This window comes from Streptomyces fuscichromogenes (genome assembly GCF_014645815.1).
GTDB classification, from domain to species: domain Bacteria; phylum Actinomycetota; class Actinomycetes; order Streptomycetales; family Streptomycetaceae; genus Streptomyces; species Streptomyces fuscichromogenes.
This window is the reverse complement of the sequence record NZ_BMML01000026.1, coordinates 1-21,365: the sequence shown is the minus strand read 5'-3', so window position 1 is coordinate 21,365 and position 21,365 is coordinate 1. Positions and strand designations below refer to the sequence as shown.

The following is a 21,365-nucleotide window of genomic DNA, read 5'->3' as shown; positions in this document are numbered from 1 at the left end:
CCACGAACCAGCGGACCCCGAACCGAGGGCGTCAAGAACTCACCGCACCTCGATGAAGTCCCCGACATCCCTCGGCGCCCGCTCCTTCGGCTCCTCCGCGGCCTTCCCCACCGCGACCGCCCCCATCGGGTCCCACTCGGCGGGAAGCGCGAGCGCATCCCGCACCACGTCTCGGCAGAACATCGTCGACGAGACCCACGCCGACCCCAGCTGCTCCCCGGCCAGCGCGACCAGGAAGTTCTGCACCCCGGCCCCCGCCGCGACCACGAACATCTCGCGCTCCGCGGCATCGCGCCGCGGATCCCCGTACGTGTGCGCCCCGTCCGTCACCAGACAGGGCACGACCAGGTACGGCGCGTTCCGCAGCACATCCCCCCGCCGCACCCGCTTCGCGACGGACTCCTCCGACTTCCCGTCCCCGCGCAGGTCGGCGAGCCACGCGTCCCGCATCGCGTCCAGCAGCCGGACGCGCGCCTCCTCGGACTCCAGCAGCACGAACCGCCACGGCGTCGTGTGGTGCGGCGCCGGCGCGGTCACGGCCGCGGCGACCGCCCGCCGTACCGCCCCGGGGTCGACGGGGTCGTCCGTGAAGGCCCGTACCGTCCGCCGCAGCGTCACCGCCTCCCGGACCGCCTCGGAGGTGCCGAGCCGGAACAGGTCGCTGGCCGCGTCCCGGACCAGGGCCCGTGCGGCGTCCCCGTCGTCGTCGGCGTCCGCCACGACATGCGCGAGGCCTCGCACCACGGCGACCGGCATCCCCGTCGCCTTGCCCTTTACCAGGTCGCCGGCGGCGGCCAGTTCGTCGGCGGTGGCGACCACCGTCGCGACCAGCGGATTGCCGTGCGCGTCCACGCCCCCGCGCAGATCGTCGAGAACCATCACGCCGGCGGCGCCGATGGTGACGTCCGTGAGCCCCGCGCGCCAGGGTCGCCCGAAGGTGTCCGTGACGATCACCCCGACGTTGACGCCCAGCGTGTCCCTGAGGCCCGCGCGGACGGCACGGGCCGAGGCGTCGGGATCCTCGGGCAGCAACAGCACCGTCCCGGACGGGGTGTTGGACGCGTCCACCCCGGCGGCCGCCATCACCAGCCCCTGCCGGTTCTCCACGATCCGCAGGGTCCCGCGCCGGGCCACCACCCGTACGGTCTCGGCGTCGATCGCGGCCTCCCGGTCGGCCGCCTCGACGATCCGCCCCTCGGCCTTGGAGACGATCTTGGAGGTGACGATCACCACGTCCCCGTCGGCCAGCCCCGGCTCGGCCGCGGCGATCAGCTTCGCCAGGTCGTCGCCCTGCTGGACCTCGGGGATCCCGGGCAGCGCCCACACCCGGTACGCGGGCACCGCGTCGGCCGTGCCCGTTGTGCCCGTCGTGGCAGTCGCCTCGGTCGTGGCCGTCGTGGCCGTCGTGCCGGTCGTGTCCGTCGTGTTCGTCGTGCCGGTCATGCCCCGCGCACCTCCTCGGCCAGCGCCAGCGCCTCCCGGGCCATCTGCGCCGCCGTGTCCGGGTCGGTCATCATCAGGGGCACCGCCCGGCAGCGGATGCCGGCCGCCTCCACGCGCGCGACGCTGCCCGCGTCCACGGAGTCGACCAGCCAGCCGTCCAGCAGCCCGGAGCCGTAGTGCTCGGCGACCGCCGCCGCCGTCGACTCCACGCCCACCGCCGCGAGCACCTTGTCCGCCATCCCGCGCACCGGCGCGTCCCCGACGATGGGGGAGAGGCCCACCACCGGCACCCCGGCGTTCGCGATCGCCTCCCGGATGCCGGGCACCGCGAGGATCGTGCCGACGGAGACCACCGGGTTGGACGGCGGGAAGAGGATCACGTCCGCCTCGGCGATGGCCTCCAGGACGCCGGGCGCCGGCTTGGACTGCTCGGCGCCGACGGGGACCACCGCCTCGGCGGGGACGCCCGCCCGCAGCCGCACCCAGTACTCCTGGAAGTGCACCACCCTGCGCTCGCCGTCGGTCTCGACGGCCACATGGGTCTCGACCCGGTCGTCGGTCATCGGGATCAGCCTGACGCCCGGCTTCCAGCGGTCGCACAGCGCCTCGGTCACCGCGCTCAGCGGGTAGCCGGCGCCCAGCATCTGCGTGCGCACGACGTGCGTCGCGAAGTCCCGGTCACCGAGCCCGAACCAGTCCGGCCCCACCCCGTAGGCGGCGAGCTCCTCCTTGAGACGGAAGGTCTCGTCGGCCCGCCCCCAGCCCTGCTCCTCGTCGATACCGCCACCGAGTGTGTACATCACCGTGTCGAGGTCCGGGCAGACCTTCAGCCCGAACAGGTGGATGTCGTCCCCGGTGTTGCCGATGACGGTCACGTCGGCGTCCGGCACGGCCTGCTTCAGACCGCGCAGGAACCGGGCACCGCCGATGCCGCCTGCCAGAACCACAATGCGCATGCGCCAAGTCTTGCAGGCGGGTCCGACAACGCGGCCACGCGTCCCGTGCGACGGGTCACGCGGTGACGGGACGCGCTGCCGCGCAGCTCTGCGTGGTGTGCATCGGCATCTCGGTCAGGCCCGGGTAGTAGACGTGCAGGCTCACCGCCGGCTCCAGCGCGTCGTTCACCACCTCGTGCACGTACCCCGGCGCGAACACCCGTTGTGCACCGGCGCTCAACGCGCGCGTGCCGCGCTCGGTGCGTTCGGCGAGCGTGCCCTCCAGGACGGTCAGCACGCCGGAGGAGCGGCCGTGGTCGTGCAGCCCGCTGCCCTGTCCGGGCACCCAGGACAGCAGCCAGACCTCGTAGCCGGGGCCGGTGCGCAGCCGGTGGTACCAGCGGCTGGTCGCGTCGTACTCGACGAGGTGCTCCCACTGCGCGCGGTCGGCGGCGATCGCGCGGGCCAGGCCGACGAACTCGGCCACGGTCACCGGGTGCTCGCGCCGGGGCTGCAGCAGGTGCTGGACCTCGAGGATGTCGCCGGCGATCTGGAGGTCGTTGTCGCTGTTCATGGGGGTGCGTGGTTCCTCAGTGAAGAAGGTCAGCGGGGAACGAAAAGCGAAAACCGAGCCCGGGGGACTCGGTCTGCAGCTGGAGCGGGAGCGGTCGGATACGGCTACGGCTCAACAGCTGGAACAACAACAGCTACAGCGAGCACGGGCAGCACCGTGGGACCCGGCGGTGCGGGTCGAGGTGAGTGCCAAGTTCGCGAGCATGCCCACAAGGACATCGGTTCACACTTCCCGTGTCAACTCGACGCCCGGTATGTGGGACACGGTTCACCTCATCCGGTTCATCTCGCTGCCGAAAGGTTTGTGCAGAGAGCACCCGGGACACATGGCGCACAACCGGGCGCGTGAGCCACTTCGGAACGCGATCGAACATCTGGGCGTCTTTCTCCGTACAAGCTCTGTATGGGGTCGGAGGCCCGCGCGGGGCCTCGTCTGCATGTCAAGGTTTATGGCGATTTGAACACTTTCCGCACGGCCTTGGTTCCGCAGAGTGAATAACGGGCCCAATAGCAGATCTCGGCTTGACTCGCCCGGAGCAGCACACTTGTAATTTCACTCGTGTCGTTCAGCCGAAATCGGTAACGGCCGGGCACGGGGACGTGGAAGACAGACGAGGGGCGCACATGACCGAGCTGGTGCAGCAACTGCTGGTCGACGACGCGGACGAGGAACTCGGCTGGCAGGAGCGCGCGCTGTGCGCCCAGACCGATCCCGAGTCCTTCTTCCCCGAGAAGGGCGGCTCCACCAGGGAGGCCAAGAAGGTCTGCCTCGCCTGCGAGGTGCGCTCCGAGTGCCTCGAGTACGCCCTCGCCAACGACGAACGGTTCGGTATCTGGGGCGGACTCTCCGAGCGGGAACGCCGCCGCCTCAAGAAGGCCGCCGTCTGACCGGACGTACCCGGTACGTACAGATCTGAGCTGCGCGAACGGCCCGTCGCCGGTGGGTTATCCACAGGCGGCGGGCCGTCGACATGCCCAGCCGATAGTGTGGTCGCTCGTCCGAGACGTCTCGCCGCCACCAGCGGGCGCAGGAGTCCACCGCAGTCCATCGAACCGGGGCCCGTACCTCGATGTCCGTGCACAGCCACATGGCAGCCCAAGAGACGGCTGCCACACCAGAGTTTCCGCGTCATGTGGTGACCGCGGTCCTCGTCTCCCACGACGGTGCCCGCTGGCTGCCCACCGCGCTCGCCGGGCTGCTCGGCCAGGAGCGCCCCGTCCAGTACGCGGTGGCGGCCGACACCGGCAGCGCGGACGAGTCCGCCCAACTGCTCACCGAGTCCCTCGGCGACGCCAACGTCCTGCACCTGGCCCGCCGCACCGGCTTCGGCCAGGCCGTCGAGGAGGCGAGCCGCACCGCGCCCCTCCTCACCCCGGACGAGCTGCCGTACCTGAAGCGGCCCAGCGGCTGGGACCCGGTCACCCGCCAGTGGCGCGACGACGCCTACGACATGCCCGAGCTGCCGTACGGCGAGCCGGTCCAGTGGCTGTGGCTGCTGCACGACGACTGCGCCCCGGAACCCGACGCCCTCGCCCAGCTGCTGCGGGTCGTCGACAACGAGCTGGAGCTGGGCCGCGACGACGTGGCGGTCGTCGGCCCCAAGCTGCGCGGCTGGTACGACCGCCGGCAACTGCTGGAGGTCGGCGTCACCATCGCCGATTCCGGGCGCCGCTGGACCGGCCTGGACCGCCGTGAGCAGGACCAGGGCCAGCACGACCACGTGCGGCCCGTGCTCTCCGTCTCCACCGCCGGCATGCTGATCCGCCGCGATGTCTTCGAGGAACTCGGCGGCTTCGACCGCCGGCTGCCCCTGATGCGCGACGACGTCGACCTGTGCTGGCGCGCGCACAACGCCGGACACCGCGTCCTGGTCGCCCCCGAGGCCGTCGTACGGCACGCCGAGGCCGCCTCCCGCGAGCGCCGCGCCGTCGACTGCGCCGGCCGCACCACCGCCTCCCCGCACAAGGTCGACAAGGCCGGCGCCGTCTACACCCTGCTGGTCAACGCCCGTACGGCAGCGCTGCCCTGGATCCTGCTGCGCCTGGTCCTCGGCACCCTGCTGCGCACGCTCGCCTACCTCGTCGGCAAGGTCCCGGGGCAGGCCCTCGACGAGATCCGCGGTCTGCTGGGCACCCTGCTGCGGCCCGAGCGGATCATCGCCGGGCGGCGCAGGCGCGGCCGCTCCCAGCTCGACAAGGGCGAGCTGCGCCCGCTGTTCCCGCCGCCCGGCGCCACCGTCCGGGCCACCGTCGAACAGGCCGCGGGCAACTTCTTCGGCGGCGACGACGAGATCTCCGCGGCCGGCCGGCACGGCGGCGCGGTCGAGTCCGGGCCCGGCGGCGACGACGCCGACTTCCTGGAGATCGAGCAGTTCGCCCGCCTCAAGCGGATCGCCCGCAAACCGGGCCCGGTGCTCTTCCTGGTGCTGCTGCTGATCTCGCTGGCCGCCTGCCGCGCCCTGCTCGGCTCCGGCGCGCTCGCGGGCGGCGCCCTGCTGCCCGCCCCGGGCACCGCGAGCGAGCTGTGGTCGCGCTACCTGGACGCCTGGCACGCGGTCGGCGCCGGCGGCACCCCGGCCGCACCGCCGTACCTCGCGATCGTCGCCGCGCTGGCCTCCCTGCTGTTCGGCTCGACCGGGCTCGCGGTCACCGTGCTGCTGGTCGCCTCGGTGCCGCTGGCCGGATGCACCGCCTACTTCGCCTCCCGCCCGCTGGTCACCTCCCGCCTGCTGCGCGCCTGGGCGGCCATCGCCTACGCCTTCCTGCCCGCCGCCACCGGCGCCCTCGCCGGCGGCCGCATCGGCACCGCCGTCCTCGCGATCCTGCTGCCGCTGATCGCCCGCGCGGGCATCGCGGCCGGCGGCCTCGCGGACCCCTCCGGAGCGCGCGGCAGCTGGCGCGCCACCTGGGCGTACGCACTGCTGCTGACCATCACCACCGCGTTCACACCGATCATCTGGCCGATCGCCCTGGTCCTCGGCCTCGCCGTGCTCGCCGTGCGCCGCTCCGACCTGGTCGCCTCCGGCCTGCGGCTGCTGGTCCAGCTCGGCACCCCGCTGCTGATCCTCGCCCCCTGGTCGCTGACCCTGCTGCCGTTCGGCTTCTTCAAGGAGGCCGGGCTGGAGTACGGCTCCTCGGCCGCCTCCGCCCTCGACCTGCTCGGTGCCAGCCCGGGTGGCCCCGGCACGGTCGACGGGCTGATGCTCATCGGCGTCGTCCTGGCCGCGCTCGCCGCCCTGCTGCGCTCCGAGCGCCAGTCGGCGATCCGCACCGCCTGGGCGGTCGCCCTGATCGGCCTGGTCTTCGCGGTCCTGTCCAACAAGTCCACCTGGGCCGGACCCGCGACCCTCGTCTACGGCATCGCGATCCTGTCCGCGGCCGCCCTCGGCGCCGACGGGGCACGCTCCCGTGTCGCCGAGCAGAGCTTCGGCTGGCGCCAGCCGGTGGCCGCCCTGATCGCCTTCGCCGCCGCCGCCGGCCCGCTGCTGCTCGCCGCCGGCTGGATGCTCGCGGGCGCCGACGGCCCGGTCGAACGGCGCGACCCCTCCCAGGTGCCCGCCTTCGTCGCCGAGGACAGCACCACCACCGACCAGGTGCGCACCCTCGTCCTCGACAGCGACAGCACCGCGCGCGTGTCCTACATGCTGGTGCGCGGCTCCGGCGCCCGGATGGGAGACGCCGAGGTGGCCGCCGCCGACGGCGAGAACGCCACGCTCGACAAGGTCGTCGCCAACCTGGTCGCCGGCTCCGGCGCCGACCAGGCCGACCAGCTCGGCGGGTTCGCGGTGCGCTACGTCCTCGTCCACAAGGGCACGCCGCGCGACATCACGCGCGTGCTCGACGCCACCCCCGGCCTGTCCCGGCTCAGCCAGCAGAACGGCAGCGCCCTGTGGCGCGTCGACCAGCAGGTCTCCCGGGCGACCATCGTGGCGGCGGACGGCTCCGGCACGCCCGGCTCGGTGCCCTCCGGCCCCGTCGACATCCACACCACCATCCCGACCGGCGGCGAGGGCCGCGTCCTGCGCCTGGCCGACTCGGCGTCCCCGGAGTGGACGGCCACCCTGGACGGCAAGCCGCTCACCCGAACCACCGTCGACGGCTGGGCCCAGGGCTTCCGGCTCCCCTCCTCCGGCGGGAAGCTGGACGTCACCTACGACACGCCGTTCACCCACAGCGCCTGGCTGTGGGCGCAGGGCGCGCTCGCCGTCGTCCTGGTCGTCCTCGCCCTGCCCGGCCGCCGCCGCGACGTCGACGACGACCTGCCCGAGGAGCAGCCGATCCCCGCCCAGGCCGTCGAGGGCGAGGGCCGCCGCGCCCGCCGCCTGCGCGCCCAGGCGGAGGCCGAGGAGGAGTCCCAGGAGGCTCAGCAGTACGAGGAGCACCCGGAGCACCTGGAGACTCCGGAGGGCACCGACTTCCCGTCGGCGGCTCCACAGGCTCCGCAGGCCTCGCAGGAGGATCCCCCGGCCGCGGTCCCGCACCAGCCGTCGTACGACGAGTGGGACCCCGCCTCCTACCCGGCGGCCGACGGCTACGACACCGGCTACGCCGACCAGTACCAGGACGCCGGCCCCGGCCCGTACCAGACCGGCGGCTACGACCAGCAGCAGCAGACGTACGACCCGTACCAGAGCGGCCAGTACGACCCGTACGCCTACGGCGGGCAGCAGGGACAGGCCGGGTACGACCCGACGTACCAGCAGGGCTACGACCCCGCCTATGACCCGGCCGCCCAGCACCAGCAGGGCACCGGCGGCGAGCACCACGACGGGAGCCAGCAGTGAACCGCACCACCCTGTCCCTGCTCGCCGGTACCGCGGCCCTCGCGGCGGTCACCGGGTTCGCCGCGCTCGACCCGCCGGCCACCGCCCCCGCGCACACCGCCGAGGCGGCCGCCCAGCTGCCCGTGGAGCGCACCACGCTGCTGTGCCCGGCACCCAGCCTGTCCGACATCGCCGACACCTCGTACACGTCGTTCACGCCCGTCACCCAGGGCACCACGAGCGACGGCAAGGCAGAACTCCAGGCCGCCGCCGAGCAGTCGGCGGACGGGACGGGCAGCGCAGGCGGCAAGAAGAAGGCCGCCAAGCCCGTCCTCACCCCCAAGACGCCCGGCACCCCGGCCACCGGGGACACCTCCGGTGCCGACGGGCCCGCCTACGTCGGCACCGCCGAGGGCAAGTACGCCCCCGGCTGGACGCTCCAGGAGACCACCGAGGTCGCCGCGGGCACCGGGCGCGGCCTCCAGGGGGTCAGCTGCACCGCGGCCGACACCGACTTCTGGTTCCCCGGCGCCAGCACCGCCGCGAGCCGCACCGACTACGTGCACCTCACCAACCCCGACGACAGCGCCGCCGTCGTCGACATCGAGCTGTACGGCAAGGACGGCCAGCTCAAGTCACCCGTGGGGGAGGGCATCACGGTCCAGCCGCACGCCAGTGAGCCGGTCCTGCTGTCCACGCTCACCGACGAGCGGCAGACCGACCTGACCGTGCACGTGAGCGTGCGCAGCGGCCGGGTCGGCGCGAGCGTGCAGGCCCTGGACGACAAGTCGGGCGGCGACTGGCTGGCCGCCTCCGCCGACCCGGCCGGCAGCCTGGTGCTGCCCGGCATCCCCAAGGACGCCACCGACGTCCGGCTGATCGCCTTCACCACCGGCGACAGCGACGCGGACCTGAAGGTGCGCCTCGCCTCCCCGGACGGCACGATCACCCCGGCCGGCAACGAGACGCTGCACGTGAAGTCGGGCATGACCACCGCGACCGACCTCGGCGACGTCACGCGCGGCGAGGCGGGCTCGCTGATCCTCACCCCCACCGACCAGTCCGTCCCGGTGGTGGCCGCGCTGCGCGTCACCCGCGGCAAGGCCGGCAACCAGGAGACCGCGTACATCCCGGCGACCGCGCCGGTCGGCACGCGCGCGACGTCCGCGGACAACAGCGGCAAGGGCACCACCCTCTCCCTGACCGCGCCGACCGGGACCGCCCAGGTCAAGGTCACGGCGTCGGCGGGCAGCGGCGGCGGCACGGCGGTGTCCAAGACGTTCACGATCAAGTCCGGCACCACCCAGAACGTCGACGCCCCGGTCCCGTCCGGTCTCAAGGGCACCTACGCCCTGACCGTGGAGACGGTCTCCGGCGGCCCGGTCTACGGCGCCCGCACCCTGGCGGCCACCGAGGAGGGCGTCCCGGGCTTCACGATCCAGACCCTTCCGGACGACCGCGGCACGGTGGCCGTACCGGAGACGGACCAGGACGTGTCGGTGCTGCAGAAGTAGGCGGGTGGCGCGGGGTCGCCGGGGGCTCAGTCCTCGCCGTAGCGGGGATCGACGGTCTCCGGGGTGAGGCCGAGCAGCTCGGCGACCTGCTCCACGACGACCTCGTGCACCAGCGCGGCCCGCTCGTCGCGCCCCTTGGTGCGGATCTCGACCGGCCGCCGGTAGACGACCACCCGGGCCCGGCGTCCCTCGCGCGCGGGGATGATGCCGCCCAGCGGCACCGCCTCGTCGTCCCAGCTGTCACCGTGCCGGTCCTGGAGCCGGGGTACTTCGAGGACCAGGAAATCGATGTCGGCGAGCTGCGGCCAGCGCCGCTCCAGACGCTCCACGGAGTCCTGCACCAGATCCGCGAACACGTCGGCGCGACTCGCGGCCAGCGGCACCTGAGGTGGCGCGATCGGCCCGCGCATGCCCCGACCGTGGCGATCGCGTCGACGAGGCCCGGGGCCGGCGGCACGGGGCGGTACAGGGTTGTCCATCACTGGTGAAGCGTAGTCCTCGCGGGCTCCGGCCGTGCCGCTCCACGCACCCACACCGCCCGGCCCGGCATGTCGCATGATGACCATTCCAGCCAACGTTGGGCTCGTTTCCGTATCTCCACAAGACCGGCGAGCTCAAGGCAATTGACGGTGTTTGTACCGACCCGTGACCGGATGCGGTGCCGACCATGACTCCGGGCCGCCCCTTCCGAGCAGGTCAGCGGGGCGTGTCCGGAGGGGTGTGTGGGGCGTTTCACAGTACGACACGGTGGGGTGACCTGGGGGAGAGTCGTCGCGGCCCGCTCAAGAGTGCGGTACCGTCCAACGTCGTGAGCCCTGTACGTCGCTGTTCGCGAACCGCCTGCGGCCGACCCGCCGTCGCGACGCTGACGTACGTCTACGCCGACTCGACCGCGGTCCTCGGCCCGCTCGCCACCTACGCCGAACCCCACTGCTACGACCTGTGCGCCGAGCACTCCGAGCGCCTCACCGCCCCGCGCGGCTGGGAGGTCGTCCGACTCATCGACGGCTCCGCTCCCGCGCGTCCGAGCGGGGACGACCTGGAAGCCCTGGCGAACGCGGTCCGCGAGGCGGCCCGCCCCCAGGAACGGGCGGCCGGAGCGGGCGGCGGCGGCCGTGGCGCCGACCCGATGGAGGTCGCACGACGCGGCCACCTGCGGGTCCTGCGGTCACCGGACAACTGACGTCTCACCGCCCCCTGTCCCTGGCGCTTCCCGCGGCGCACGCCGCACGCCCGACCGCCGGCGGAGAACCACTCGTCGCGGCCCTCTCGAACGTCCGGATCCCACCGGTCGAGGACTGACCACTGGCGATGGCGAACCGGGTCCACGACCGGTCCACGACCGGTCCGCGACCGTCCCTTCCCGGACATCGTCAACCAGACGGCCGAACCGGTCGGAGGAAATCTCCGCACCCGGCCGAACATCTCCCCGTCCCCCTGACGGCATCACAGCGCGACGGACTCGGCCGCCCCGCGTCCGAGCCGGATCGCCGCAGATCACAGCGAGGAGTCGGCGGGGGGACCCACCGGGTGATCCACCGGGGGATCCCGCATCGGCCCCTTACCGGGGGCAGGTAGTTTGGGGCGACCGAGAGGATTTCAGGAGGGTTGGCCAGTGGCTGTTGCTGATCTGTCGCAGATCGTGAAGGCGTACGACGTGCGCGGGGTGGTTCCGGACCAGTGGGACGAGGCGCTCGCCGAGCTGTTCGGCGCCGCGTTCGTGCAGGTGACCGGCGCCGCGGCGATCGTCGTCGGCCACGACATGCGGCCGTCCTCGCCCGGCCTGTCCCGCGCCTTCGCGCGCGGTGCCGCGGCCCGTGGCGTCGACGTCACCGAGATCGGCCTGTGCTCGACCGACCAGCTGTACTACGCCTCGGGCGCCCTCGGCCTGCCCGGCGCGATGTTCACCGCCTCGCACAACCCGGCGCAGTACAACGGCATCAAGATGTGCCGCGCGGGAGCCGCGCCGGTGGGCCAGGACACGGGCCTGTCGGAGATCCGCGAGCTGGCGGAGCGCTGGTCCCGGGAGGGCGCCCCCGAGCCGGCCGCCACGCCGGGGACCATCACCTCCCGCGACACGCTGTCGGACTACGCGGCCTACCTGCGTTCGCTCGTGGACCTCACCTCCGTCCGCCCGCTGAAGGTCGTGGTCGACGCGGGCAACGGCATGGGCGGCCACACGGTCCCGACGGTCTTCGAGGGCCTGCCGCTGACGCTGGTCCCGATGTACTTCGAGCTGGACGGCACCTTCCCGAACCACGAGGCCAACCCGCTCGACCCCGCCAACATCGTCGACCTCCAGCAGCGCGTGCGCGCCGAGTCCGCCGACCTCGGGCTGGCCTTCGACGGCGACGCCGACCGCTGCTTCGTCGTGGACGAGCGCGGCGAGCCGGTCTCCCCCTCGGCGATCACCGCGCTGGTGGCCGCACGCGAGCTGGCGAAGAACGGCGGCAAGGGCACGGTCATCCACAACCTGATCACGTCCTGGACCGTCCCCGAGGTGGTCCGGGAGAACGGCGGCACCCCCGTCCGCACCCGCGTCGGCCACTCCTTCATCAAGGCCGAGATGGCGACGTCCGGCGCGATCTTCGGCGGCGAGCACTCGGCCCACTACTACTTCAAGGACTTCTGGAACGCCGACACGGGCATGCTGGCCGCCCTGCACGTCCTCGCGGCCCTCGGCGGCCAGTCCGCCCCCCTCTCCTCCCTCGTCGACCAGTACGACCGCTACACCGGCTCCGGCGAGATCAACTCCACGGTCGCCGACCAGCAGGCCAGCATCGCGGCGATCCGCGCGGCCTACGGAGACCGGGACGACGTCACCCTGGACGACCTCGACGGCCTCACCGTCACCGCCGCCGACTGGTGGTTCAACGTCCGCCCCTCCAACACGGAACCGCTGCTGCGCCTGAACGCGGAGGCAAGGGACGAGACGACGATGACGAAGATCCGCGACGAGGTCCTGGCCATCATCAGGGCCTGACGCCGCTCCGGCCTCCCGACGCTCCCGACCGAGTCACCTCGTACCCCTGGCTCCTCTCGACCGACCGAGTGGCCTCGCCCCGCCCTCGCTTCTCAACTCACCGAGTCGGGTGGTGGGTGGGCGAGGGCCTCGGGGGTCCAGGGGGCGGAGCCCCCTGGACGGTCACCCCGGCGGACGGTCACCGGTCACGGGCGGTCAGCCCGACCCACCCCACCGGCGGTAACCTGACCGCACGCGAACACCCACCCCCGAAGGGAACCCCCATGCCGCTCGAAGCCGGCCTCCTGGAGATCCTCGCCTGCCCGGCCTGCCACGCCCCCCTCAAGGAGCAGGACACCGAGCTGATCTGCACCGGCCAGGACTGCGGCCTGGCGTACCCCGTCCGCGACGACATCCCCGTCCTCCTCGTCGACGAGGCCCGCCGCCCGGCGTAGCCAGCGGACCCCACAACCGCCAGACCACAGGACCCCGGCAACCGGAGGCCGCTCCATGCTCGACGAATCGCTGCTCGACACCCCGGAGGAGCTCGCGGCGGCAGACCGCCGAGGCCTGCTGCGCGGCGCGGCCGAGGCCGGTGCCCGCGTCCGTACGGCAGCCCGGCAGGCCACCGAGGCCGGTGTCCAGGAGCTGAAACCGGACGGCCGCCCGCGTGCCGTCCTGATCGCCGGCCCCGGCGTCGCCGCCACCCACGCCGCCGACCTCCTCGGCACCCTGGCCGGCCCCGGCAGCCCCGTCACCCGCCTGGCCCCCACCGGCGTCGCCCCGGCCGCCGGCGCCCTGCGCTGGGAGCTCCCCGGCTGGGCCGGCTCCGTCGACCTGCTGCTGATCGCCACCCCGGACGGCACCGAACCCAGCCTCTCCCTCCTCGCCGACCAGGCCTACCGGCGCGGCTGCTCCGTCGCCGCCGTGGCCCCCGCCGGCACCCCGCTCGCCGAGGCGGTGGCCGGCGCCCACGGCCTGTTCATGCCGATGGCGACCGCCCCGTACGACCACGGCGAGCCGCTCGCCGGCTCCTCCCCGGGCGTGCTGTGGGCGCTGCTCACCCCACTGCTCACGCTCCTCGACCGCATCGGCCTGGTCACCGCCCCGCCGGACGCCCTGGAGAAGGTCGCCGACCGCCTCGACCACGTCGCCGAGCGCTGCGGCCCGGCCATCGTGACCTACAGCAACCCGGCCAAGACCCTCGCCTCGGAACTCGCCGACGCGCTCCCCGTGGTCTGGACGGAGGGCGAATCAGCAGGCCCCGCCGGCCGCCGCTTCGCCGCCGCCCTCGCCGAGCTGGCCGGCCGCCCCGCCCTGGCCGCCGAACTCCCCGAGGCCCTGGCGGCCCACACCGCCCTGCTCGCCGGCCCGCTCGCCGCCAGCGCCGACCCCGACGACTTCTTCCGCGACCGCGTGAACGAGCCGCCCGCGCTGCACGCACGCGTGGTGCTGCTCCGCGACCGCCCCATCGGCGGCCTCACCGCCGCCCCCGCCGCCCGCGACCTCGCCCTCGGCCACGACACTCCGATCAGCGAACTGGAGCCCGAGGAGGGCGACGAGCTGGAGACCCTGGCGGAACTGATCGCCGTCACGGATTTCGCCGCCGTTTACCTGACGCTCGCTTCGAGGGCCTGAGGTGGACACCGGCACCGGTCCCGTCGTACGAAGGACGCCCTGAGGGTCGTACCGAAGGCGAACCGGTGGGGAGGCACACGGTGAACACGTGAGCCGTGTCACGCCGTTGCCCACGCCCACCTCCGTACGCACAGAGAACCGGCAGAGAGAAGTCATGGACCGCCTCGACAACACCGTCCGCCCCTACGCCTGGGGTTCCCCGACCGCCATCCCGAAGCTCCTCGGGGTCGAGCCGAGCGGCGAGCCGCAGGCGGAGATGTGGATGGGCGCCCACCCGGGCGCCCCCTCGCGCACCGCGCGCGGCACCCTCGTCGAGGTCATCGACGCGGACCCGAAGGCCGAACTGGGCGAGGCGGCCGTGGCCAGGTTCGGCCCGCGCCTGCCCTTCCTGCTCAAGATCCTCGCCGCCGGCGCCCCGCTCTCCCTCCAGGTGCACCCCGACCTGGAGCAGGCCAGGGAGGGATACGAGGACGAGGAACGGCGCGGCATCCCGGTCGACGCCCCGGACCGCAACTACAAGGACGCCAACCACAAGCCCGAACTGATCTGCGCGCTCACCGAGTTCGACGGCCTGTGCGGCTTCCGCGACCCGGAGCGGACGGCCGAACTCCTCGACGGCCTCGGCGTCGACTCCCTCAAGCCGTACGTCGACCTGCTGCGCGCCCGCCCCGAGGACGCGGCCCTGCGCGAGGTACTCACCGCGATCCTCGCCGCCGACCGCGAGGAGATGGCCCACACGGTCGCCGAGGCCACGGCCGCCTGCACCCGCCTCGGCGGCGACTACGCGCCCTACGCCGACATCGCCCACCACTACCCGGGCGACCCCGGCGTGATCGCCGCCATGCTCCTCAACCACGTCCGCCTGCAGCCCGGCGAAGCCCTCTTCCTCGGCGCCGGCATCCCGCACGCCTACCTCAACGGCCTCGGCGTCGAGATCATGGCCAACTCCGACAACGTCCTGCGCTGCGGCCTGACCCCCAAGCACGTCGACGTCCCCGAACTCCTGCGTATCGTCCGCTTCGAGGCGGGCGACGCGGGCGTGCTGCGCCCCGAGGCGGCCCCGGACGGCGAGGAGGTCTACGAGACGCCGATCGACGAGTTCCGGCTCTCCCGGTACGTCCTGCCCGAGGGCACCGCAGCCCACGACCTGACCGTCCCCACCCCGCAGATCCTGCTCTGCACGGCCGGTACGGTCCGCGTCGGCGCGTACGACCTGACCGCCGGCGCGTCGGTGTTCGTCCCGGCGGGCGAGAAGGCGGAGGCGTCGGGCGCGGGCACGCTCTTCCGTGCCACGGTGATCGTCTGAGGGCGGCCCGGATCTCTCGCTGAGGGGCTGCAAGAATGGCCCACCGGCAAAGCACGGGCAAAGACGCCTGCCGGTGAGGACGAGTACCGGCGAAGACGGGTACCGGCGAAGACGAGAACGAGAAGGGACCACGCGAACTCATGAGCGCGTCAGGCGGCACCAGGGCGATCGTGGCGGCACTCGGCGCCAACCTCGCGATCGCGGTATCGAAGTTCGTGGCGTTCGCGTTCAGCGGCTCCTCGTCGATGCTCGCCGAGGGCGTCCACTCGCTCGCCGACTCCGGCAACCAGTTCCTGCTGCTCATCGGCGGCAAGAAGGCCCAGCGCGAGGCGACCCCGCAACACCCCTTCGGCTACGGCCGCGAGCGGTACATCTACGCCTTCCTCGTCTCCATCGTGCTCTTCTCGGTCGGCGGCATGTTCGCCATCTACGAGGGCTACGAGAAGATCAGCCACCCGCACCAGGTCGAGCACTGGTACTGGCCGGTCGGCGTGCTGCTCTTCGCGATCATCGCCGAGGGCTTCTCGTTCCGCACGGCCATCAAGGAGTCCAACGAGCTGCGCGGCAAGCTGTCCTGGTCACAGTTCATCCGCCGAGCCAAGGCCCCGGAACTGCCGGTCGTCCTCCTTGAGGACTTCGGCGCCCTCATCGGCCTCGTCCTCGCCCTGGGCGGTGTCGGCCTCGCCCTGCTCACCGGCGACGGCGTCTGGGACGGCATCGGCACGGTCTGCATCGGTGTCCTGCTCGTCCTGATCGCCCTCGTCCTCGCCGCCGAGACCAAGTCCCTCCTGCTCGGCGAGGCCGCGGGCGTCGAGGAGGTCAAGAAGATCGAGGCCGCGATCGTCGACGGAGACACGGTCACCGGCATCATCCACATGCGCACCCTCCACCTCGGCCCCGAGGAGCTCCTCGTCGCCGCCAAGATCGCCGTCCAGCACGACGACACGGCCGCCGAGGTCGCCAAGGCCATCAACGCCGCCGAGGCCCGCATCCGCACCGCGGTCCCCATCACCCGCGTGATCTACCTGGAACCCGACATCTACAGCGAGGCGGAGGCCGCCAAGGGCCCCGACCCGGCAGCCACCCCGGGCGGCCCGACCCCGCACCCCGCCGACCACTGAATCCCCCGTCGGCCACCCCTCACCCCCTCGAACGGCGTGATCTGTCCGGAGGCGGACTGGGGACGGCCCGCTCCTCCGGTGTAGCTTGGGACGGAGCCAGACGTCGCTGCTGATGGCGGTCGGGCGGTCCCCTACGGACCGTCCGAGGGAGAGAGGGCCTCCGACGGACTGCGCTGCGCGTACGTGGGCATGCCTGTGTCCTTTTCTCGGGCACCCCTTTGTCCGCCGCCGCGCAGACCAGCCGTACCCACCCTCGACCCAACCCGAGGAGCAGTTCGCAATGACGACTGTCGACAACCGACAGGACTTCAAGGTCGCCGACCTCTCCCTGGCCGCCTTCGGCCGCAAGGAGATCACCCTCGCCGAGCACGAGATGCCCGGCCTGATGTCGATCCGCAAGGAGTACGCGGCGGCGCAGCCCCTGGCCGGCGCCCGCGTCACCGGCTCCCTGCACATGACCGTGCAGACCGCCGTCCTGATCGAGACCCTGGTAGCCCTGGGCGCGCAGGTCCGCTGGGCGTCCTGCAACATCTTCTCCACCCAGGACCACGCGGCCGCCGCCATCGCCGTCGGCCCGAACGGCACGCCCGACAACCCGCAGGGCGTCCCGGTCTTCGCCTGGAAGGGCGAGACCCTGGAGGAGTACTGGTGGTGCACCGAGCAGGCGCTGACCTGGCCGGACAGCCCCACCGGCGGCCCCAACATGATCCTCGACGACGGCGGTGACGCCACCCTCCTCGTCCACAAGGGCGTCGAGTACGAGAAGGACGGCAAGGTCCCCTCGGTCGACACCGCCGAGTCCGACGAGCACCGCGTCATCCTCGAACTCCTGCACCGCACCATCACGGACGGCTCGCAGAAGTGGACCCAGCTGGCGTCCGAGATCCGCGGCGTGACCGAGGAGACCACGACCGGCGTCCACCGCCTGTACGAGATGCAGCGCGACGGCGACCTCCTGTTCCCGGCGATCAACGTCAACGACGCCGTCACCAAGTCGAAGTTCGACAACAAGTACGGCTGCCGCCACTCGCTGATCGACGGCATCAACCGCGCCACCGACGTCCTGATCGGCGGCAAGACCGCGGTCGTCTGCGGCTACGGCGACGTGGGCAAGGGCTGCGCGGAGTCCCTGCGCGGACAGGGCGCCCGCGTGATCGTCACCGAGATCGACCCGATCTGCGCCCTCCAGGCCGCGATGGACGGTTACCAGGTCACAACCCTCGACGAGGTCGTCGACAAGGCCGACATCTTCGTCACCACGACCGGCAACAAGGACATCATCATGGCCTCGGACATGGCCAAGATGAAGCACCAGGCCATCGTCGGCAACATCGGCCACTTCGACAACGAGATCGACATGGCCGGCCTCGCCAAGGTCCCCGGCATCGTCAAGGACGAGGTCAAGCCGCAGGTCCACACCTGGACCTTCCCCGACGGCAAGGTCCTCATCGTGCTCTCCGAGGGCCGCCTGCTGAACCTGGGCAACGCCACCGGCCACCCCTCGTTCGTGATGTCCAACTCCTTCGCGGACCAGACCCTGGCCCAGATCGAGCTGTTCACCAAGCCCGACGAGTACCCGGTCGGCGTCTACACGCTGCCCAAGCACCTCGACGAGAAGGTCGCCCGGCTGCACCTGGACTCGCTCGGCGTGAAGCTGACGACGCTCCGCCCCGAGCAGGCCGCGTACATCGGCGTGGAGGTCGAGGGTCCGTACAAGTCGGACCACTACCGCTACTGAGTCCGAACTCCGGTCCGCCGGGACAGGCCCCCGCACCCCCGTGCCGGGGGCCTGTCCCTTTGGCCGGCGTGGCCCGTCGACCGCCCGCGCCGCCGTACCGCAGGTCCGAGCGCCGGACCCACACCCCCGTCAAGCCCCAGGACCCCCATGCCCCGCGGCCGCTATTCGCTCCACGATCCGCACGATCACACCCCCCTCGGCGAAGAACACTTCCAGTGCGCCCCCGGCCCCTCCGGCTGGCGCTACGTCTCCCAGGTGACCACCCCCTCCGGCGACCACCACGGCTCGGTCGATCTCGCGCTCGACGACCTCGGCCGCCCCATCCGCCTCGAACTCCACGCCGGCGGCTGGCAGGTACGTGGCGCCGCCCTCGACGGCGTCACCTGGGTCCGTACGGATCCCACCGGCACCCATGCCACCGAAGGCAATGTGCGCGCCCACGCCTTCACCGGCACGTCCCCCGCGTTCCTGGTCGCCACCGCTCGTCTGCTGCGCCTCACCCCTTCCGCCGCCGGGACCCGCGTACGCCTCGTGGCCTTCACGGACCCGGTCCTCGCCCCACGCACCGTGGACCAGTCCTGGGCCCTGCTGAAAAGAGAAGCACACGCCACTGACAACGGCCCTCTGACCGTGGACGAATACCAGGTCACAGCCCTGGACACGGGCGAACAGCACTCCGTGCACCTCGCCGGCGACGTGGTCCTGGCAGCCCCCGGAATCGAGCTGGAGGACCTGAAGTCACCGCCGTCGGTCTTCACGGACCCCGACGACCATGCCGACGACCGGCACGACGACCGCTCCGACGACCGCTCCGACGACTGAACAACGGGCGGGCAGACCGGACCGCGCCTAGGCCGGTGGCACGAACCCGGTGGCGGGCCGCTCGGCCGCCGCCGCGGGAGGGACGACGGGCACAGCCGACGGCGCTGGGGCTGGCGCTGGGGATGGGACAGGCAAAGGCGCAGGCAAGGGTGCGGGGACAGGCGCAGGCACCGGAGCAGCGGCAGGGGGCGCACCGGGTGCCGGAGGCGCGTACGCGTCAGTGACACCGGGGGACGGAGGCACCTGGCCGGCGAAGGCCCGCCGGGCTTCGCGGGCCTGCCGCTCCTGCACCACCGCCGCCAGATACGCGGCCGGCGGAATGTCCGGAGGCGCCGGAGTCCCCGTCCGGGCCGCGAGATCACCCGCCAGCTGTACGGCCATCGCCCACGACACCTGCGGATCGAGCTGCTGCATCCGCGTCAGGTACTGCCGGACCCCGAGCCACAGCGCGTCCGGAACGGCCGACAGGTCCAGCCCGGCGAACCGTCCCGCCAGCCAGGGCGGAGGCGGCGGAACGAAACGGGCCGGCCCGACGGGCACCCGCTCCCGTACGACCAGGGTCCCCGCGAACACATCCCCCAGCCGCCGCCCACGCGCCGAGACCAGCGAGGCGATACAGGCGACGACCCCGAACGTCATCAGAATCTCGACCACGCCGAGAGCCCCCCGCACCAGCGCATGCCGGAACCGGATGGGCCCGCCGTCGTCCCGCACGACCCGCAGTCCGCACGCCATCTTCCCGAGCGAGCGCCCGTGGCTCAGCGTCTCCACCGCGATCGGCGCACCGACCAGCACCAGCAGAAAGGCCGCGATCGTCAGGGCGATCTGCGCGGCGTCGTCGAGCGAGGCCGTGGCCGCCGCCAGGCCTATCGAAATACCGATGTACACGGTGAAGGCCACGATCAGGTCGAGCAGCACGGCCAGCGCCCTGCTGGGCAGCCTCGCGGGACGCAGTTCGAGCGCCACCGCCTCGCCCGTCACCAGCTCACTCACGCCCGCCGCCTTCCCCTGGTCTGCCCTGTACAGAGCAAGTCTGCCAAGCTGAGGGCGGATCGCGCCGCAGTACGACAAGCTGACAGCCGCGACATTGCTACGACAGGCAGTCGACGACCAGCCGAGGAGCAGGCAGACCCGATGGACCTCGACGTCTTCGTCTCCGCACACCGAGCCGAGTGGGACCGTCTCGACGCGCTCCTCCGCCGCCAGCGGCGCCTCAACGGAACCGAGGCCGACGAACTCGTCGCGCTCTACCAGCGCACCGCCACCCACCTCTCCCTGATCCAGTCCAGTGCCCCCGATCCCCAGCTCACCGGCCGTCTCAGCCAACTCGTGGCACGCGCGCGTGCCGCCGTGACAGGCACCCGTCGCGCGTCCTGGCGCGATGTCGCCCGATTCCTGGGGCAGGGATTCCCGGCGGCCGTCTACCGCTCCCGGCACTGGTGGGTCCCCACCGCGCTGATCTCCACTGCCGTCGCGATCGTCCTGGGGTGGTGGATCGGCAGCCACCCGGACGTCCAGGCGACCATCGCGGCCCCCAGCCAGCTCCGCGAGCTGACCCGCCCCGGCGGTGAGTACGAGACCTACTACTCCAGCCATCCCGCGGCTTCCTTCGCGGCCCAGGTGTGGACGAACAACGCCAGGGCCGCCGCGATGTGCCTCGTCCTGGGCGTCTTCCTCGGTCTTCCGGTCCTCCTGATCCTCTTCGAGAACATGCTCAACCTGGCCGTCGGCTTCGGCCTGATGTCCTCGGCCGGCCGCCTGGACACCTTCCTTGGCCTGGTTCTGCCGCACGGACTGCTGGAACTCACCGCGGTCTTCGTGGCCGCGGGAACCGGGCTCCGACTCGGCTGGACCCTCGTCGACCCGGGTCCGCGCAGCCGCCGTACCGCCCTGGCCGAAGAGGGGCGCGCCGCCGTGGGCATGGCGATCGGACTGGCCCTCGTCCTGTTCGTCTCCGGTGCCATCGAAGGCTTCGTCACCCCCTCCGGCCTGCCCACCTGGGCGCGCATCGGCATCGGGATCGCGGCTGAGCTGGTCTTCCTGCTCTACGTCTTCGTCGTCGGCGGCAGGGCCGCTCGCGCCGGCGAGACGGGTGACCTTGAGGAGACCGAGCGCAGCGCGTTCGTCCCGACGGCCGCCTGATGTGCGGAGACCTCCTGTGAGCTGCTAGTCTCCTCTTCGCCCCGGAAAACCCGTTGACACGGGTGGGATGGGGAGGTAGATTCAAACAGTTGCCTAGAACTGGACAGGTTCAGGGCCGATCGTTAGAATCGATCTGCTTCATAACGGAGAGTTCTCTCCGAACATCGAAGCCACCCCCGATTTACTCAGAAATGAGTGGCCGGTCAGACCGGCCAAGAACTTCTGATAAAGTCGGACTCGCCGAAAGAAAGCCGGAAGGCAATCAAATAGGCAAAGGCCCTCCAACGGCCACCGGAAATGAATTCCGACCGGAAACGGAACGGAAAACGGATCTGGTAAGGTTGGAAACACCGAAGGGAAGCCCGGAGGAAAGCCCGAGAGGGTGAGTACAAAGGAAGCGACCGTTCC

General features: G+C 72.2%; 17 protein-coding genes. 12 read left to right on the top strand and 5 right to left on the bottom strand.

Annotation, left to right across the window (positions count from 1 at the left end):
- Positions 1 to 39 precede the first annotated feature (39 nt).
- Genes IEZ11_RS39960 through IEZ11_RS39950 form a run of 3 tightly spaced genes read right to left on the bottom strand, consistent with a single transcriptional unit; the run spans position 40 to position 2,952 of the window.
- Positions 40 to 1,443, bottom strand: a complete 1,404-nt coding sequence (locus tag IEZ11_RS39960) for a coenzyme F420-0:L-glutamate ligase (protein ID WP_189267947.1) — start codon at positions 1,441 to 1,443, stop codon at positions 40 to 42.
- Positions 1,440 to 2,399, bottom strand: a complete 960-nt coding sequence (gene cofD / locus IEZ11_RS39955) for a 2-phospho-L-lactate transferase (protein WP_189267946.1) — start codon at positions 2,397 to 2,399, stop codon at positions 1,440 to 1,442. Before cofD ends, IEZ11_RS39960 begins: the two co-directional genes overlap by 4 nt.
- A 55-nt stretch (positions 2,400 to 2,454) precedes the next feature.
- Positions 2,455 to 2,952, bottom strand: a complete 498-nt coding sequence (locus IEZ11_RS39950; RefSeq protein ID WP_189267945.1) for a cysteine dioxygenase — start codon at positions 2,950 to 2,952, stop codon at positions 2,455 to 2,457.
- Between the two features lie 623 nt (positions 2,953 to 3,575).
- On the opposite strand from IEZ11_RS39950, the gene IEZ11_RS39945 reads away from it, so the two are divergent.
- From IEZ11_RS39945 to IEZ11_RS39935, 3 genes are all read left to right on the top strand, one after another.
- On the top strand, positions 3,576 to 3,839 hold the full coding sequence (locus tag IEZ11_RS39945; protein ID WP_003975777.1) for a WhiB family transcriptional regulator: 264 nt from the start codon (positions 3,576 to 3,578) through the stop codon (positions 3,837 to 3,839).
- Between the two features lie 182 nt (positions 3,840 to 4,021).
- Positions 4,022 to 7,735, top strand: a complete 3,714-nt coding sequence (locus IEZ11_RS39940) for a glycosyltransferase (RefSeq protein WP_189267944.1) — start codon at positions 4,022 to 4,024, stop codon at positions 7,733 to 7,735.
- Positions 7,732 to 9,228, top strand: coding sequence for a DUF5719 family protein (locus tag IEZ11_RS39935; protein WP_189267943.1), 1,497 nt, complete (start codon positions 7,732 to 7,734; stop codon positions 9,226 to 9,228). Before IEZ11_RS39940 ends, IEZ11_RS39935 begins: the two co-directional genes overlap by 4 nt.
- Before the next feature lie 26 nt (positions 9,229 to 9,254).
- Here IEZ11_RS39935 and IEZ11_RS39930 read toward each other — a convergent pair whose 3' ends face one another.
- Positions 9,255 to 9,707, bottom strand: coding sequence for a metallopeptidase family protein (locus tag IEZ11_RS39930; protein ID WP_189268052.1), 453 nt, complete (start codon positions 9,705 to 9,707; stop codon positions 9,255 to 9,257).
- Positions 9,708 to 9,985: 278 nt separating this feature from the next.
- Here IEZ11_RS39930 and IEZ11_RS39925 point away from each other — a divergent pair, with 278 nt between their 5' ends.
- The 8 genes from IEZ11_RS39925 to IEZ11_RS39890 all read left to right on the top strand — a co-directional run bounded on the left by IEZ11_RS39925 (position 9,986) and on the right by IEZ11_RS39890 (position 18,815).
- Positions 9,986 to 10,411, top strand: a complete 426-nt coding sequence (locus IEZ11_RS39925) for a DUF3499 domain-containing protein (RefSeq protein ID WP_189268051.1) — start codon at positions 9,986 to 9,988, stop codon at positions 10,409 to 10,411.
- A 432-nt stretch (positions 10,412 to 10,843) separates the two neighbouring features.
- Positions 10,844 to 12,211 carry a phosphomannomutase/phosphoglucomutase gene (locus IEZ11_RS39920; protein WP_189267942.1) on the top strand — a complete coding sequence of 456 codons (1,368 nt, stop codon included), beginning with the start codon at positions 10,844 to 10,846 and terminating at the stop codon, positions 12,209 to 12,211.
- A 263-nt stretch (positions 12,212 to 12,474) separates the two neighbouring features.
- Entirely contained in the window at positions 12,475 to 12,645 is a 171-nt protein-coding gene (locus IEZ11_RS39915) for a Trm112 family protein (RefSeq protein ID WP_133046004.1), read from the top strand.
- A gap of 55 nt (positions 12,646 to 12,700) precedes the next feature.
- The gene (locus IEZ11_RS39910; RefSeq protein WP_189267941.1) at positions 12,701 to 13,828 is read left to right on the top strand and encodes an SIS domain-containing protein; all 1,128 of its coding nucleotides are present in this window, start codon (positions 12,701 to 12,703) and stop codon (positions 13,826 to 13,828) included.
- A gap of 154 nt (positions 13,829 to 13,982) precedes the next feature.
- A complete protein-coding gene (gene manA / locus IEZ11_RS39905; protein ID WP_189267940.1) occupies positions 13,983 to 15,134 on the top strand; it encodes a mannose-6-phosphate isomerase, class I in 1,152 nt (383 codons plus the stop codon).
- 140 nt (positions 15,135 to 15,274) lie between these two features.
- The gene (locus IEZ11_RS39900) at positions 15,275 to 16,255 is read left to right on the top strand and encodes a cation diffusion facilitator family transporter (RefSeq protein WP_189267939.1); all 981 of its coding nucleotides are present in this window, start codon (positions 15,275 to 15,277) and stop codon (positions 16,253 to 16,255) included.
- A 280-nt stretch (positions 16,256 to 16,535) separates the two neighbouring features.
- A complete protein-coding gene (ahcY, locus tag IEZ11_RS39895) occupies positions 16,536 to 17,993 on the top strand; it encodes an adenosylhomocysteinase (RefSeq protein WP_189267938.1) in 1,458 nt (485 codons plus the stop codon).
- A gap of 147 nt (positions 17,994 to 18,140) precedes the next feature.
- Complete coding sequence (locus IEZ11_RS39890; protein WP_189267937.1) at positions 18,141 to 18,815, top strand: hypothetical protein; 675 nt, start codon at positions 18,141 to 18,143, stop codon at positions 18,813 to 18,815.
- 27 nt (positions 18,816 to 18,842) lie between these two features.
- On the opposite strand, the gene IEZ11_RS39885 is transcribed toward IEZ11_RS39890, so the two are convergent.
- Positions 18,843 to 19,808 carry an RDD family protein gene (locus IEZ11_RS39885; RefSeq protein ID WP_189267936.1) on the bottom strand — a complete coding sequence of 322 codons (966 nt, stop codon included), beginning with the start codon at positions 19,806 to 19,808 and terminating at the stop codon, positions 18,843 to 18,845.
- 141 nt (positions 19,809 to 19,949) lie between these two features.
- Between IEZ11_RS39885 and IEZ11_RS39880 the strand changes: the two genes are divergently transcribed.
- On the top strand, positions 19,950 to 20,957 hold the full coding sequence (locus IEZ11_RS39880; protein WP_189267935.1) for a stage II sporulation protein M: 1,008 nt from the start codon (positions 19,950 to 19,952) through the stop codon (positions 20,955 to 20,957).
- Positions 20,958 to 21,365: the final 408 nt, after the last annotated feature.